16 protein-coding genes are annotated in these 14205 nt (G+C 70.6%); 12 read left to right on the top strand and 4 right to left on the bottom strand.

Annotated features, from left to right (window positions below):
* Positions 1-72 precede the first annotated feature (72 nt).
* Positions 73-993: a zinc-binding alcohol dehydrogenase family protein gene (locus REH65_RS01575; RefSeq protein WP_406690937.1), complete on the top strand. Its 921-nt coding sequence runs from the start codon at positions 73-75 to the stop codon at positions 991-993.
* Between the two features lie 69 nt (positions 994-1062).
* On the opposite strand, the gene REH65_RS01570 is transcribed toward REH65_RS01575, so the two are convergent.
* On the bottom strand, positions 1063-1788 hold the full coding sequence (locus REH65_RS01570) for a type I methionyl aminopeptidase (protein WP_406690936.1): 726 nt from the start codon (positions 1786-1788) through the stop codon (positions 1063-1065).
* Between the two features lie 175 nt (positions 1789-1963).
* On the opposite strand from REH65_RS01570, the gene REH65_RS01565 reads away from it, so the two are divergent.
* Complete coding sequence (locus tag REH65_RS01565) at positions 1964-2452, top strand: hypothetical protein (RefSeq protein ID WP_406690935.1); 489 nt, start codon at positions 1964-1966, stop codon at positions 2450-2452.
* A complete protein-coding gene (locus tag REH65_RS01560; protein WP_406690934.1) occupies positions 2446-3054 on the top strand; it encodes a hypothetical protein in 609 nt (202 codons plus the stop codon). The genes REH65_RS01565 and REH65_RS01560 overlap by 7 nt, the downstream gene beginning before the upstream one ends.
* Before the next feature lie 42 nt (positions 3055-3096).
* Here the strand turns inward: REH65_RS01560 and REH65_RS01555 are convergent, their stop codons facing one another.
* Positions 3097-3777, bottom strand: a complete 681-nt coding sequence (locus tag REH65_RS01555; protein WP_406690933.1) for a histidine phosphatase family protein — start codon at positions 3775-3777, stop codon at positions 3097-3099.
* A gap of 148 nt (positions 3778-3925) precedes the next feature.
* Positions 3926-4738 (bottom strand): undecaprenyl-diphosphate phosphatase, encoded by an 813-nt coding sequence (locus tag REH65_RS01550; protein ID WP_406693056.1) that lies wholly within the window; start codon positions 4736-4738, stop codon positions 3926-3928.
* 280 nt (positions 4739-5018) lie between these two features.
* Between REH65_RS01550 and REH65_RS01545 the strand changes: the two genes are divergently transcribed.
* The 3 genes from REH65_RS01545 (at position 5019) to REH65_RS01535 (ending at position 7345) form a co-directional block, all read left to right on the top strand.
* Positions 5019-5990, top strand: coding sequence for an aldo/keto reductase (locus tag REH65_RS01545; protein WP_281454278.1), 972 nt, complete (start codon positions 5019-5021; stop codon positions 5988-5990).
* 153 nt (positions 5991-6143) lie between these two features.
* Positions 6144-7127: a YncE family protein gene (locus REH65_RS01540; RefSeq protein ID WP_406690932.1), complete on the top strand. Its 984-nt coding sequence runs from the start codon at positions 6144-6146 to the stop codon at positions 7125-7127.
* Positions 7124-7345: a DUF5703 family protein gene (locus REH65_RS01535; protein WP_406690931.1), complete on the top strand. Its 222-nt coding sequence runs from the start codon at positions 7124-7126 to the stop codon at positions 7343-7345. Before REH65_RS01540 ends, REH65_RS01535 begins: the two co-directional genes overlap by 4 nt.
* 24 nt (positions 7346-7369) lie before the next feature.
* Here the strand turns inward: REH65_RS01535 and REH65_RS01530 are convergent, their stop codons facing one another.
* Positions 7370-8185: a biotin/lipoate A/B protein ligase family protein gene (locus tag REH65_RS01530; protein WP_406690930.1), complete on the bottom strand. Its 816-nt coding sequence runs from the start codon at positions 8183-8185 to the stop codon at positions 7370-7372.
* Positions 8186-8484: 299 nt separating this feature from the next.
* Between REH65_RS01530 and REH65_RS01525 the strand changes: the two genes are divergently transcribed.
* The 6 genes from REH65_RS01525 (at position 8485) to REH65_RS01500 (ending at position 14195) form a co-directional block, all read left to right on the top strand.
* Entirely contained in the window at positions 8485-10050 is a 1566-nt protein-coding gene (locus REH65_RS01525; protein ID WP_406690929.1) for an amidohydrolase family protein, read from the top strand.
* 212 nt (positions 10051-10262) lie between these two features.
* Positions 10263-10400 (top strand): hypothetical protein, encoded by a 138-nt coding sequence (locus tag REH65_RS01520; RefSeq protein WP_281454273.1) that lies wholly within the window; start codon positions 10263-10265, stop codon positions 10398-10400.
* A 213-nt stretch (positions 10401-10613) separates the two neighbouring features.
* Positions 10614-11564: an LLM class F420-dependent oxidoreductase gene (locus REH65_RS01515; RefSeq protein WP_406690928.1), complete on the top strand. Its 951-nt coding sequence runs from the start codon at positions 10614-10616 to the stop codon at positions 11562-11564.
* A gap of 198 nt (positions 11565-11762) precedes the next feature.
* Complete coding sequence (locus REH65_RS01510; protein ID WP_406690927.1) at positions 11763-12410, top strand: TetR/AcrR family transcriptional regulator; 648 nt, start codon at positions 11763-11765, stop codon at positions 12408-12410.
* Positions 12407-13345 carry an ATP-binding cassette domain-containing protein gene (locus tag REH65_RS01505; RefSeq protein WP_406690926.1) on the top strand — a complete coding sequence of 313 codons (939 nt, stop codon included), beginning with the start codon at positions 12407-12409 and terminating at the stop codon, positions 13343-13345. The genes REH65_RS01510 and REH65_RS01505 overlap by 4 nt, the downstream gene beginning before the upstream one ends.
* A 10-nt stretch (positions 13346-13355) precedes the next feature.
* Complete coding sequence (locus tag REH65_RS01500; protein ID WP_406690925.1) at positions 13356-14195, top strand: ABC transporter permease; 840 nt, start codon at positions 13356-13358, stop codon at positions 14193-14195.
* The last annotated feature ends 10 nt before the right edge of the window (positions 14196-14205 follow it).

Below are 14205 nucleotides of genomic sequence, written 5' to 3'. Positions count from 1 at the left end.
TGGACCACCCAACGGTAGTGCTCCTACCCTCCAATTCGTTGGTGAACCCATCGAATTGGAGGAGGCAGCGTCATGCGCCGCGTCAACCACGTCGTCCACGGCGGACCCGAGGTCCTGTTCGTCGAGAACGCCCCCGTCCCCGAACCCGGGCCGGGCCAGCTGCTGGTGGCCTGCGAAGCCATCGGCGTCACCCTGCCCACGGTGCGCCGGGTCCGCGAAGGACCCGAACCCGCCCCGCTGGCCGGAGAAATCGCCGGCACCGTCCACGCCCTGGGTGCCGGTGTCCGCGGCATCCGGCCGGGCCAGCGGGTCACCGGACTGTGCTTCGAGCACGCCTACGCCGAACTGGCCCTGCTCGCCGAACCCCTGGCGTCCCCCATCCCCGACCACGCCGACGCCATCACCGCGATCGCACTGGTGCGCAGCGGTCTCATCGCCCGCCAGGCCTGCGCGACGGGCATGCTCGGCCACGGCGAAACGGTCCTGATCACCGCCGCGGCCGGCGCGGTGGGCACCATGGCCGTCCAGATCGCCCGCGGGTGCGGCGCCCGCGTGGTCGCCGCGGTCAGCAACGCCGCCGACAAGCGCGCCCACCTCACCAACCTCGGCGCCGAGCGCGTCGTCGACTACGCCGACCACGACTGGGGCGATCCGGTGGAGGTGGTCCTCGACGCCGTCGGCGGCGACCTGCTGAGCCGCACCGTCCGCGCCCTGGGCCCCGGAGGCAGGCTGGTGACCTTCGCGGGCCAACCCGGCCCGATCTCCTCGCGCGAGCTGGTGCTGCGCGGCGCCTCGGCCACCGGCTTCCGCATGGGCGCACCCCCGAAACCGTCCCTGCACGCCTACTGGCGCGACGAACTCTGGGACCAGCACCGCCAAGGACGGCTGCGCACCCGCGTCCACGACCAGATCCCCCTGACCGAAGCAGCCCGGGCTCACGAAACCCTCGAATCCAGAACCAACCTCGGCAAAGTCGTCCTCACCGTCGACTAGCGCGGTCGGGGCGGGTCCTGCGGGGGACAGCTCATCGAGCCGCTCACCGGCCCCCGCCCGCCGCTGCCGTCACGCGGTGAGGACGCGGGGGCCGGTGGGGGTGATGGCCAGGGTGTGGCCGGTGTGGGCCGCTCGGGATTCGTCGGTGGTGCGCAGGAGGGGGTGGTGGTCGGTGTCGAGGTGGTCGTGGCCGCCTGCGGTGAAGATCGGTTCGAGGGTGAACACCAGACCGGGGCGCAGCGGGAGGCCTTGACCGGGGTGGCCGTCGTTGGCGACCGCGGGCTCTTGGCGGGGTTGACGACCCAGGCCGTGACCGCCCAGGGGTGGGATGCCGTAGCCGTTGCTGCGGGCGACGAGGCCGATCGCGCGGGAGACATCGCCCAGGCGCGCTCCGGGTTTGGCGGCGGCGATGCCGTCGGCCAGGGCTTGGCGGGTGGCGGCGAGCAGCAGCCGGTCGTCCTCGGCGACGGTGCCCACCGGCACGGTGGTGGCCGCGCGGGCGAACCAGCCCTGCTTGTCCAGCGTCGCGGCGACGCTGAGCAGGTCGCCGTCGACCAGGACGCGGGCGTCGGCGGCACCGCCGGTGATCTCGTCGTTGAGCGAGGTGGTGATCACCCGCCCCTGAACCGGCCGCGCGCTGTACCGGTCGGCGGTGTCGCGGGCGATCTCGTCCAGTTCCCCCAGGCTCGTACCGGGCGTGGCGCGGGCACCGACCGCGCGCAGCACGGCGGCGACCACCGATCCGGTGCTGGCCAGCGCCTCGATCTCGCCCCGATCCCGCAGTTCGATCACCATGACCTCGATGATGCACCCCGCCACCGACACCCCACACACCACAGTGGAGGGTCACGGTACGTGCCGGTAGGTGTCTTCTACGTCATGCCAACGGTTTTCGCATCCAAGATCGGAGACGTGTTTCACAGATTTCGGCTAGGGTGCGCGGGACCCCGCTTGAAGGAGACCCCGAGACGTGCCCGCCCGATCCCCGGCCCCGCTCCGCCTGTGGTGGAAAAGCCCCCTGGCGGTCCGACTGCTGCCCGCCCTGGCCCTGATCACGGCCACCGGAGCGGGCGTGGTCGCCAACCTGCCCGCCACCCCCGACCAGCCCCAGGCGAGCCCACCGGCACCGCAGGTCGTCCACCTCGCCCCGACGACCACACCCCCGCCCCCACCGCCGGAGACCACCGCGGCCGAACCCACCACCAGCCCGTCACCGACCTCGACCACCACGAGCAAGCGCAGCAGCAGCACCCGCAGGACCACGTCCACCACACCACCCCCTCCGCCACCGGAAACCACGACGGCGCCGACCACGACCAGCCACCCCGGCGCGCAACGCCCGCCCGAGGTCGCCGCCGGCCAGCCGTGCGACGAACCCGGCGACGTGGCGCGCGGCGAGGACGGCGACCGCTACGTCTGCGACTACACCGACGGAGCCTGGAGGTGGCAAGAATGGTGAACCCCGAACACCAGCGCCACGACATCCCGCTGTCCGACCGCGAAACCCTCGTGCGCGGCGAGCTCACCCCCATCCGCGACGAGGCCCTGCACGGACACGAGACCCTCGTCAAGATCACCCCGGAGCACTCCCAGCGCCGCGGTGTCGGCGAAGACCTCGACTTCCCCGACGAAGCCCCACCCACCCCGCCACGAGGCACCCAGGCCGACGGCACGATCCGCACCACCGGCTGGCTGCAGATCGGCCCCCTGGCGATCTCCTCGGGCCTGTGGGCCGCGCTGAGCGGCTTGGCCGCCGGCCTGGCCCTGACGTGGGTGTGGACGTGGCTGCCGCTGGTGCTCGCGGTGGTGGGCCTGGCCGCGTGGTGGCTGTGGATCCGCCGCCTGCGCCCGGCCTCGCGGGCCACCAACCTGCGGCGCGTGCCCGCCCACCGCCTGCGCCCGGGCACCCCGGTGCGGCTGCACGGCGCGATCGGACCGGTCGGCATCGTCGAAACCGTCACCCGCGACGACACCGAGCGCATCACCGTGGGCTTCACCAGCGGCCACCGGCGACACCTGCCCGCCGGACGCCGCTGCCACGTCGTGGAGATCCTCGACTAGACACCCGTGTCCGGACAGACCGCTGTATCCGGGTTGCGGCGATCAGGCCTTGCCGGTGCTGCCTCCCACCACCGCATCCGAGCTCGACTGCTCGGGCTCGGCGGGCGGCAGCAGACCGGAGACGTCGCTGCCGGTGTCGTTGACCTTGAGCACGAAAGGCCGGGTCTCGGTGTAGCGGACCACGCTCACCGAACACGGGTCGACGACGATGCGCTGGAAGGAATCCAGGTGCAGCCCCAGCGCGTCGGCCAGCACCGACTTGATCACGTCCCCGTGGCTGCACAGCAACCACACCTCGTTGTCGGCGACCTGGCGGTCGTGCTCGCGCACCGCGGCCACCGCGCGCGCCTGCACCTCGGCCAGCCCCTCACCACCGGGGAACACCGCCGCCGAGGGGTGCTGCTGCACGACCTTCCACAGCTCCTCACCGGTGAGGTCCTTGATCTTCTGGCCGGTCCAGTCGCCGTAGTCGACCTCGGAGAGCCGCTGCTCGACCACCGGCTCCAGCTCGCGCCCGGCAGCCAGCCCGGCCACCGTCTCCTGGCAGCGCTGCAGCGGGGAGACCACGACCCGCTTCAGCGGCACGCCATCCAGGCGGGAGGGCAGTGTCGCGGCCTGGCCACGACCGGTCTCGTCGAGACCGACACCGGGAGCGCGCCCGGCCAGAACACCGGAACCGTTGGCCGAGGAACGCGCATGCCGAACGAGGATGAGAGTCGCCACGTCCGCCGAGGGTAGGCGCCGCGACCACCGAACGGGCGCGAGGGGCCCGGCACGGCGCAAAAACGTCGGGGCGGTCCCGGCAGGACCGCCCCGACGTCTCCATGTTCACCTCGCGATCAAACGCCTCGCGGCCGGGCGATCAACCGCCTCACGGCTGGATGACGCCGAAGCCCAGCAGCGCGAACACCAGCCCGCCCAGCACGATCCGGTACCAGACGAACAGGTAGACGCTGTGGCGCTCCACGAACCGCAGCAGCCACGCGATCACCGCGTAGCCGATCACGCCGGCCACGATGGTGGCCACGATCATCTGCGCCCCGGTGGGCTGCAGCCCGTACGGGCTGGGCTCGAACACGTGCGGGATCTCCGACAACCCGGCGGCGAACACCGCCGGGATCGCCAGCAGGAACGAGAACCGCACCGCCGTCGCCCGCGTCAGGCCCAGCGCCAGACCCGCGGTGATCGTCCCGCCGGAACGGGACACACCCGGGATCAGCGCCATCGCCTGCGCGAAGCCCATCAGCACACCGTCGCTCAGCCGCAGCCGAGCCTGCTCGCGCAGCTGCTTGCCGTACCGCTCGGCCAGCCCCATCAGCACACCGAAGATCACCAGCGTGGCGCCGGTGATCCAGAGGCTGCGCAGCGTCGAGCGGATGTAGTCCTGGAAGAAGAAGCCCAGGAGTCCGATCGGCAGGCTGCCCACGATCACGTACCAGGCCAGCTTGTAGTCCTGGGTGGAACGCACCTCGGCGTTGAACAGACCGCGGAACCACACGGCGATCAACCGGACGATGTCGCCGATGAAGTAGATCACCACCGCCAGTTCGGTACCGATCTGCGTCACCGCGGTGAACGAGGCACCCGCGTCATCGCCGAAGAACAACTTCGACACGATCGACAGATGCCCGGACGAGGAAATCGGCAGGAACTCGGTGAGTCCCTGGACCACGGCCAGAACCATGGCCTGCAACCACGACACGAAACCCACTCCACACGATCGACAGGGGGAACCCGGGCCCTCTTACGGAACTGCCGGCCCGGTCCTCGAATCTTGCAGCATCGCCCCCTGTCAACCTCCGCCACCCTTGATCACCCCATCAGGGCAGGTCAGCCGCCACACGATTACGCACCGCGCACACGAGGCCGACATACCGCCACAGTGTGATCCACACCACGCCACACCGGACCCGCCGACACCACATCACCAGCCACACCCACCACACCCCCTACCCTCCAACACCGTGGAACAGCGACAACTCGGCAACAGCGGCCTACGCGTCTCCCGACTCGCCCTCGGCACCATGACCTGGGGCCTCGACGTCGACGCCGACGAAGCAGCCGACCAGCTGACCACCTTCCACGACGCAGGCGGCACCCTCATCGACACCGCCGACGTCTACCAACGCGGCCACGCCGAAGAACTCCTCGGCCACCTGCTCACCCACCACATCCCCCGCGACGAGATCATCCTCGCCACCAAAGCCGCCGCCCGCCGCAAACCCGGCCCCTTCGGCGGCGGCGCCTCCCGCGGCGCCCTCCTCGCCGCCCTCGACGACTCACTCCGCCGCCTGGGCACCGACCACATCGACCTCTGGCAACTCCAGAACTGGGACCCCCACGTCCCCCTCGACGAAACCCTCGCCGCCCTCGACACCGCCGTCACCACCGGCCGCGTCCGCTACACCGGCATCGCCAACTACACCGGCTGGCAAACCGCCACCGCCGCCGCGCACCAGCACCACCACCCCACCCGTACACCCCTCATCTCCACCCAAACCGAGTACTCCCTGCTCGAACGCGGCATCGAACGCGAAGTCATCCCCGCCGCCGCACACCACGGACTCGGCATCCTCGCCTGGGCACCCCTCGGCCGCGGCGTCCTCACCGGCAAATACCGCAACACCACCCCACCCGACTCCCGCGGCGCCACCACCCACCTCTCCGGCTACGTCGAACACCACCGCACCGAACGCGCCGCCCGCATCGTCCAAGCACTCCTCACCGCCGCCGAAGGACTCACCACCACCCCCGCCCAAGTCGCCCTCGCCTGGGTCCGCGACCGCCCCGGCGTCACCGCCCCCGTCCTCGGCGCCCGCACCACCGCCCAACTCAAAACCGCACTCGGCTCCGAAGAACTCACCCTCCCCCCAGCCATCCGCGCCGCCCTCGACGACATCAGCGCACCCCAGCACGGCTACCCCGAAACCCAATAACCCCGAAAACCAGCAGCACTTCCCGCCACCCGCGCGAAATGCCACGCTGAAGGATCCACCCCCGCACCACCACCCCTAACCCGATCAGGGATATTGGAGGACACACCCACCACCCAGCGGAGACACCGCAGGTCAACCACAGGAGGGCCTCGCTTGCGTCGTCTGGTCATCACCTGCCTCACCCTCACCCTGCTCACCGGGTGCGGCATGGACGACAACACCGACCCCCTCCAGGTCACCGACAACCTCACCACCGCAACACCCGCCACAGCACCCCCCGCGAGCACCCCACCCGCAGGCACCGTGCACCCCGCACCACCCACCCAGCACACCGCCTACGACCCCGACACCCACACCCTCGTGCTCGCCGCAGGCACCCAGCTCCACCTCATCGACACCACCACCGGCGCCCAACGCACCCTCGACCTGCCCGCCGCACCCGCCCGCCTCCGCGCCCAAACCGGCCAGGTCCTCGCCGCACTCCCCGACGCCGACCAGATCACCCGCATCGACCTGCGCACCACCACCGCACACCCCACCCCCGTGCCCGGCGCACCCGTCGACGCCCTCGACCTCGACCCCCACCGCACCGCCGTCGCCCTCCGCGACACCGCCACCGTCACCATCCTCACCGACGGCACACCCGGCACCACCACCGAGAAGTTCGAAGGCCCCGCCCAACTCCTCCTCACCCAAGCCGGCCAGCTCCACCTCCTCGACACACTCACCACCGCCATCACCCCCATCAACCCCGACACCGGCGAGAAGGGCGCAGGACTCCGAGCCGGACAAGGCGCCACCAACGCCACCACCGACCGCTACGGCCGCCTGCTCACCATCGACACCCGCGGCCAAGCCCTCCTCGCCTTCAGCACCAACCCCCTCGTCCTCAAACAGCGCTACCCCGTCCCCGGCACCCCCTACGGCCTCGCCTACGACCCCACCACCGACACCGCCTGGATCACCCTCACCGCCACCAACGAACTCGTCGGCTACGACATCGCAGGCGGCGAACCCCGCGAAACCCACCGCATCCCCACCATCACCCAACCCAACTCGGTCACCCTCGACCCGGAAACCCACACCCTCTACATCGCCTCCGCCAACGGCGCCGGATACCAGGTGGTGAAGCCGTGACAACCGCTGAAGGACTCGACACCGACCCCGACTGGGAATACCGGCCACTGCGCCTGCCACCCGGCATCACCCGCATCAGCGCCGCCACCCAGCTCAGCATCCACGCCGAGTACTCCGGCTGGGAACTCTCCCGCGTCCTGCTCTACTCCGACGGCAGCCGCAAGATCTGGCTCCGCCGCAAACGCAGCACCCCCGGCCTCCCCAACGTCATCACCTGACCACCACGGTCACAGCCACACCGATCACGGGACCCGCCACAACCACCCCTCCGTCGCGAACTTCGACGCCACCAACTCACCGGCCCGCGCCTCCTCCACCGCGCTCACCGGCCCGTCGACCAACCCGAACCGCGACCGGAACCCCGCGATCAACCGATCGATCACCACCTCGCGAGCCAAACCCGTCTGCCGCGCCAGCGGATCCACCCGCTTCGCCGCGCTCGCCACCCCCTTGTCGGACAACTTCTCCCGCCCGACCCGCAACACCTCACCCAACTTCGCGGCATCGATCGAGTACGACATCGTCACGTGATGCAACACCGCCCCCGAACCCATCCGCTTCTGCGCCGCACCACCGATCTTCCCGCCCTCCGACGCGATGTCGTTCAACGGCTGATACCAAACGTTCAGCCCCAAATCCCCCAGCACACCCAACACCCAGTCGTCCAAGAACGGATACGACTCCGCCACCGACAACCCCGCCACCAACGACGGCGGCGCGTACAGCGAATACGTCACCGTGTTCCCCGGCTCCACGAACATCGCCCCACCACCGGTGACCCGCCGCACCACCTCGATGCCGTGCCGCCCGGCCGCCCCCAGATCCACCTCGTTGCGCACCGACTGGAACCCACCCAAGATCACCGCAGGCGAGGACCACTCCCAGAACCGCAACGTCGGACCACGACGCCCCGCACCCACCTCCTCGGCCAGCACCTCGTCCAACGCCATGTGCATCAACGGAGAACGCGGCCCCTCCCGCACCAACTCCCACTCGTGCTCAGCCCACCCCGACGCCCGCGTCACCGCACGACGCACCGCCGACACCACCGCCTCCACCGAGAACCCCACCAACCGCGCACCCTCCGGCAACCCACCCCGGATCCGACGCGCCCACTCCTCCGGCTCCGCCGACACCGGCGCACCCACCAACGACCCGTTGATCGCCTCCAACGCCTCGTCCGGCTCCAAGAAGAAATCCCCGCTGATCCGCACCCGCGACAACCGGCCCTCAGCGACCTCCACATCCGCCGCCACCAACTTGCCGCCCGCAACCTTGAACTCGCCGTGCACGACGCACCCCTTCCGCACAACATCGACAACCCCACCAACACCCAACCCACCAGCAGCATTTCCCGATGAGATCGAGCTCCCAGGAAGACGCACCCATGACCGAGCTGCTCACCGGAGCCCACCTCGCCGACGGCACCGGAACACCCCTCCGCCCCGCCGACGTCCTCATCGACGACACCCGCATCACCGCCGTCGCACCACCCGGGACCCTCACCGGCCACCCGCGCCGCGACCTCCCCGGACTCGTCCTCGCCCCCGGCTTCATCGACGCCCACTCCCACGCCGACAACGCACCCCTGCTCACCGAGCACGACACCACCAAGATCCTCCAAGGCGTCACCACCGAAGTCGTCGGCAACTGCGGCTTCAGCCTCGCCCCGCACACCCCCGCCCGCGCCGACGACCACCGGCACCACCTCGGCCGACTCTTCCCACCCCTACCGGTGACCTGGCGGACCTTCGCCGAACTCCTCCACACCACCGACACCGCCGGCCACGTCACCAACCACTGCCCGCTCGTCGGACACGGAACCCTCCGCGTGGCCGCCACCGGCATGAGCGCCGCAGGTCCCTCCCTGGGACACATGCAGGCCCTCCTGGACGAAGCCATGAGCGCCGGCGCCTTCGGCCTCTCCAGCGGGCTCATCTACCCACCCGCCCTGTTCGCCACCACCGACGAACTCACCGCCCTCGCCGAGGTCCTCGGCGGCACCGGCCTCTACGCCACCCACATGCGCGACGAAGGCGACCACCTCCTCGACGCCGTCGACGAAGCCCTGCGCATCGGCCGCGTCGCCGGACGCACCCACCTCTCCCACCTCAAGGCCACCCACCCCCGCAACTGGGGCACCGTCCCGGACGCCCTGGACCGACTCCACCGCGCCCGCGCCGACGGCCACGACGTCCGCCAGGACGTCTACCCCTACACCGCCTCCTCGACCACGCTGACCTCCGTGCTGCCCACCGGCTACCTCAGCGGCGGCGACCACCACACCCTGGCCAGGCTCACCGCCCGCAACGCCCACGCCGAGCTCACCGCCGCCCTGGGCGGTTCCACGCACTTCGACCGAATCCTCATCGCCACCACCCCCAGCCACCGCCACGAGGGCCGTACCCTCGCCGAGATCGCCGAAGCCCAGAGCACCGACCCCGTCCAGGCCCTCATCGACGTCCTGGTCACCGAGGAGCTCCGGGTCGCGATGATCCACTTCTCGATGCACGAGGACGACCTGGAAGCGGCCCTGCGCGACCCGCACACCACGATCGGCTCCGACGGTCTCCCACCCGGCAACGGCGGCCGACCCCACCCGCGCATGACCGGAACCTTCCCCCGCGTGCTCGCCCGCTACACCCGCGACCGCGCGGTCCTGGACCTGCCCGAGGCCGTCCGCCGCATGACCTCGCTGCCCGCCGACACCTTCCGCATCCCCGACCGCGGCATCGTCGCCCCAGGCCACGTCGCTGACCTCGTCGCATTCGACCCCGCGACCATCCGCGACGTCGGCGACTACCAAGACCCGATGCGGCCTCCCACCGGTGTCACCTGGGTCTGCCTGGCAGGCAGCACCGTCGTCGAAGACGGTCGGTTCCTCGGCCGCAGAGCAGGCCAACGCCTCACCCCGAAGACCTGACCTGTTCTCGTTGGCCGGTTTTTTGGCGTTAGGTGGCGAGGTTTGGTGCGGAGCATTCTTTTCAGCTGCCACTGAAGTTATAGAAGTTAATACTCGGGTGAAGCCTGCTCATCCGGGGGATTCCGAACGGTGTGTGGCGCGTCGCACATGCGATCTGTCCAGCGCGAGCGCAGGATCGGCCGGTGAAATCCATTGCCGAGAGGAGCCCCGCCATGACGCTCTCAGATCATCGAGTCGCCCCGCAGGACTCCTTCGACCCGGACGTGGACCTGGACCTCCCCGTCCAGTCCCGCTGGGAGTCCGTCGAGACCGAAGACGACGAGAGCCACGTCATCCGCGGCTACGACTGACCCACGAGCCGGCGCGCCGCCGCAGGTCGCAGCACGACCTCCCAGGACCAGGCGGCGCGCCCCCGCTCCCCCTCTGTGCTCCTTGGACGTTCGTGGGCGCGTGCGCTGGAATAGGATTCATTTCACTCGGCACTGAAGACACAAAGGCTAATGATGTCTATGCCTGCGGTGAACCTCTCCCCGGCGGACCGCGAGAGCGAGCAGCATCGGGACATGGCTGATTTCCGGTTCTCCTACAACGTCTTCGGAATCCGCTCCCTCGCCGAGTTCACCGACACCTGCCGCCGGGCCGAATCACTCGGCTACGACACCGTCTTCGCCGCAGACCACCTCGGCACCCCCTCCCCCTTCCCCGTGCTGGTCGCCGCCGCGCAGGCCACCGAGCGACTGCGGGTGGGCACCCTCGTGCTCAACACCGCGTTCTGGAACCCCGCCCTGCTCGCCCGCGACATCGCCACCACCGACCTCCTCACCGAGGGACGCCTCGAGGTGGGACTGGGCGCAGGGCACATGAAGTGGGAGTTCGACGAGGCCGGCCTGCCCTGGCAGCCGTTCAGCGAGCGCGCGGAGCGCCTGCGCACGACCGTCGCCGAGCTCACCCGCCACTTCTCCGGCGAGGGCTTCGAGCAGCAGCGCGAGCACAACGCCGAGTTCGACGTGCCGGTCCTGAAACCTGCGCAGCGCACGGGCTTCGACGGTTCCGGCCCTCCGCTGCTGATCGGCGGCACCGGCGATCGCGTCCTGCGCATCGCCGCCGAGACCGCCGACATCATCGGCGTCGCCGGCGTGCGCCAACTCCCCGGCCGCCCGCCCGGCACGTTCCGCCTGTGCACAGCCGAGGAGGCCGACGAACGCGTCGCCTTCACCCGGCAGGCCGCGGGAGACCGCGCTGATCAGGTCGAGTGGCAGGTCCTCGTCCAAGCCGTCATCCCCACCGACGACCGCCGCGCCGCCGCTACCGAACTCCTCCCCCGCTTCGGCGACACGATGACGCTGGAGCAGATCCTCGACACCCCGTTCCTGCTCATCGGCACCCCCGAGCAGATGGCCGACCAGCTCCAGCGCAACCGGACCCGCTACGGCTTCACCTACTACTCGGTCCACGGCCCCTTCATGGAGGCCTTCGCCCCGGTCCTCCCCCACCTCACAACCACCGCGGGCTGACCACGGGACTCGGTGGCACGGGCGTCGCCAGGGGCCAGTTTTTCCTCGAACTGTCCGGACAAAACGGACTTCGATCATGGGTGATTCGAGGAAAAGCTGGCCCCCTCCAGCACCGACGGACCAGGGCGCTCCCGACGTCGGGACTGAGTGAGTGCTCGCTCATTGACATGAGTGAGCACTCACTCCTATCTTGGTGGGGTGACCGACGAACAACCGCGCCGACGGGCCTCCGCGATGAGCCCCGAGCAGCGCCGTGAGGCGATCGTCGCGGCCGTGCTGCCGCTGGTGCGCGAGCACGGCGCGCACATCACGACCAAGCAGATCGCCCAGGCCGCCGAGATCGCCGAAGGCACCGTGTTCCGGGCCTTCCGCGACAAGACCGAACTCCTGCAGGCCTGCGTGACCGCAGCGCTGCGACCCGACGACCTGTGCTCCCGGGTGCGCGCGGTCCCCCACGACCTCGACGTCGCCGAGCGGCTGACCCGGGCCGGCGAGCTGTTCCTCGATCACTTCACCCGCTTCGGCGAGCTGGTCCACACCCTCGCCGCATCCGGGTTCGACCTGCGCGGCGGCCCCGACCGCAAGCCCGCCGGCCTGCCCGAGGTCCGCGAGCAGTTCCTCCGCGACCTCAACGACGCCCTCGGCTCGCTCATCGAGCCCGGGGAGCTCCGCATCCCGGCCGACGACCTCGCGCACTACCTGCAGTCGCTGGTGCTGGGCATCCGGTTCACCGCCACCGCCCTCGACACCGCCGACGTCGACCACTCCGCCGCGATCCGGGCGCGCGTCGACGTCCTGCTGCACGGCGCCCTGGCCACCACCGACCACCCCGGGGAGTCCCGATGAACGATCCGATCATCGAAGCGCACCACATCACCCAGCGCTTCGGCGAGGTCACCGCCCTCGACGACGTCAGCATCTCCGTGCCGCAGGGCAGCGTGCTGGGGCTGCTCGGCCACAACGGCGCGGGCAAGACCACGCTGATCAACGTCCTGAGCACGCTGCTGCCGCCCACCAGCGGCAGCGCCCGCATCGCCGGGCTCGACGTCGTCACCCAGCGCCGCGAGGTCACCGCGCGGATCGGCCTGACCGGCCAGTTCGCCTCCGTCGACGAGCAGCTCTCCGGCCACGACAACCTCGTGCTCATCGCCCGCCTGCTCGGCGCGACCCGCCGCGAGGCCAAGCAGCGCGCCGACGAGCTGCTCACCACGTTCGACCTCACCGAGGCCGCGCACCGCCCGGCCCGCACCTACTCCGGCGGCATGCGGCGCAGGCTCGACATCGCCGCCAGCCTCGTCGGCCACCCCGATGTGATCTTCCTCGACGAGCCCACGACCGGCCTCGACCCCGTCAGCAGGCTCAACCTCTGGCAGATCGTGGAGAACCTCGTCGCCGACGGCACCACCGTCCTGCTCACCACCCAGTACCTCGACGAGGCCGACCGCCTCGCCGACTCCATCACCGTGCTGTCCGCGGGCGAGGTCGTGGCCACCGGCACCGCCGAGCAGCTCAAGGCCCAGGTCGGCCAGCGCACCGTCAACGCCACCCTGACCGATCCGAACCGCGCCACCGAGGCGCTGCGCGCCCTGCGCACCGCCGGGTTCGACCCGGTGCACGACGAGGCGCGGCTGACCATCCCGGTCAGCGCCTCCCGCCAGCTCGCCGACGTGGTCCGCGCGCTCGACGACTCCGGCATCGACATCGGCGACCTCGGCCTGGGCGAACCGACCCTGGACGACGTCTACCTGGCCCTGGCCCACCACGCTCCCACCGCCGTCTGAGGGGACCTCCATGACCACCTTCGCCCCCGCTCCGCCGAGCCCGCCCGGCTCCGCGCCCACCGCCCGCCGATGGCGCGGCGCCCCCTACCCCACGCAGGTCCTGGTGCTCACCGGCCGCTCGCTGCGCGCGGTGATCAAGGACCCGCGCGTGGTCGTCTTCAGCCTGCTTCAGCCGCTGATCATGCTGGTGCTGTTCAGCCAGGTCTTCGGCAAGGCCATGATGGGCAACGTCGCCGATCAGGGCGGCAGCTACATCAACTACCTGATGCCGGCCATCCTGGTCACCACCGGCATCGGCGCGGCCGTGCAGTCCGGCGTCGGGCTGGTCAGCGACATGAAGAACGGTGTCATCGCCCGCTTCCGGGCGCTGCCGATCGGCATGAGCGCGGTGCTCATCGCCCGCAGCCTGGCCGACCTGGCGCGCACCGCCGTGCAGCTGATCGTGCTGCTGACGGTGGCCTCGCTGGTGTTCGGCTTCTCCCCCGCCGGCGGTCTCGGCGGCACGCTGGGCGCCTTCGGACTGGCGCTGTTCGTGAGCTGGTCGCTGTCGTGGATCTTCCTCGCGCTCGGTGCCTGGCTGCGCAAGGAGGAGGTCATGCAGAGCGTCGGCTTCCTGGCGATGTTCCCGCTGATGTTCGCCTCCAGCGCGTTCGTGCCGATCCAGGCGCTGCCGTCCTGGCTGGCCCTCGTCGCCCGGATCAACCCGCTGACCTACGCCGTCAACGCCTCCCGCGATCTCTCGCTCGCCCTGCCCACCGGCACCGGAGTGCCGGCCGCGCTGGGCACCAGCGCCGTGCTGTGCGCCCTGGGGATCGCCGCGGCCGTCCGCGGATTCCGCCGCCCGCTCTAGTTCATCGAGG

This window comes from Saccharopolyspora sp. ID03-671 (genome assembly GCF_045278815.1).
Classification (GTDB): Bacteria; Actinomycetota; Actinomycetes; order Mycobacteriales; family Pseudonocardiaceae; genus Saccharopolyspora; species Saccharopolyspora ipomoeae.
Note: the sequence above shows the minus strand (reverse complement) of the source record. Positions and strands in the feature narration are given on the sequence as shown.

What these genes read in the sequence shown, in the direction of transcription:
- REH65_RS01550 (WP_406693056.1), bottom strand. Translation starts at nt 4,738, where the DNA reads ATGGTTCTGGCCGTGGTCCAGGGACTCACCGAGTTCCTGCCGATTTCC.
- REH65_RS01560 (WP_406690934.1), top strand. Translation starts at nt 2,446, where the DNA reads ATGGTGAACCCCGAACACCAGCGCCACGACATCCCGCTGTCCGACCGC.
- REH65_RS01505 (WP_406690926.1), top strand. Translation starts at nt 12,407, where the DNA reads ATGAACGATCCGATCATCGAAGCGCACCACATCACCCAGCGCTTCGGC.
- REH65_RS01570 (WP_406690936.1), bottom strand. Translation starts at nt 1,788, where the DNA reads ATGGTGATCGAACTGCGGGATCGGGGCGAGATCGAGGCGCTGGCCAGC.
- REH65_RS01515 (WP_406690928.1), top strand. Translation starts at nt 10,614, where the DNA reads ATGGCTGATTTCCGGTTCTCCTACAACGTCTTCGGAATCCGCTCCCTC.
- REH65_RS01575 (WP_406690937.1), top strand. Translation starts at nt 73, where the DNA reads ATGCGCCGCGTCAACCACGTCGTCCACGGCGGACCCGAGGTCCTGTTC.
- REH65_RS01520 (WP_281454273.1), top strand. Translation starts at nt 10,263, where the DNA reads ATGACGCTCTCAGATCATCGAGTCGCCCCGCAGGACTCCTTCGACCCG.
- REH65_RS01525 (WP_406690929.1), top strand. Translation starts at nt 8,485, where the DNA reads ATGAGATCGAGCTCCCAGGAAGACGCACCCATGACCGAGCTGCTCACC.
- REH65_RS01500 (WP_406690925.1), top strand. Translation starts at nt 13,356, where the DNA reads ATGACCACCTTCGCCCCCGCTCCGCCGAGCCCGCCCGGCTCCGCGCCC.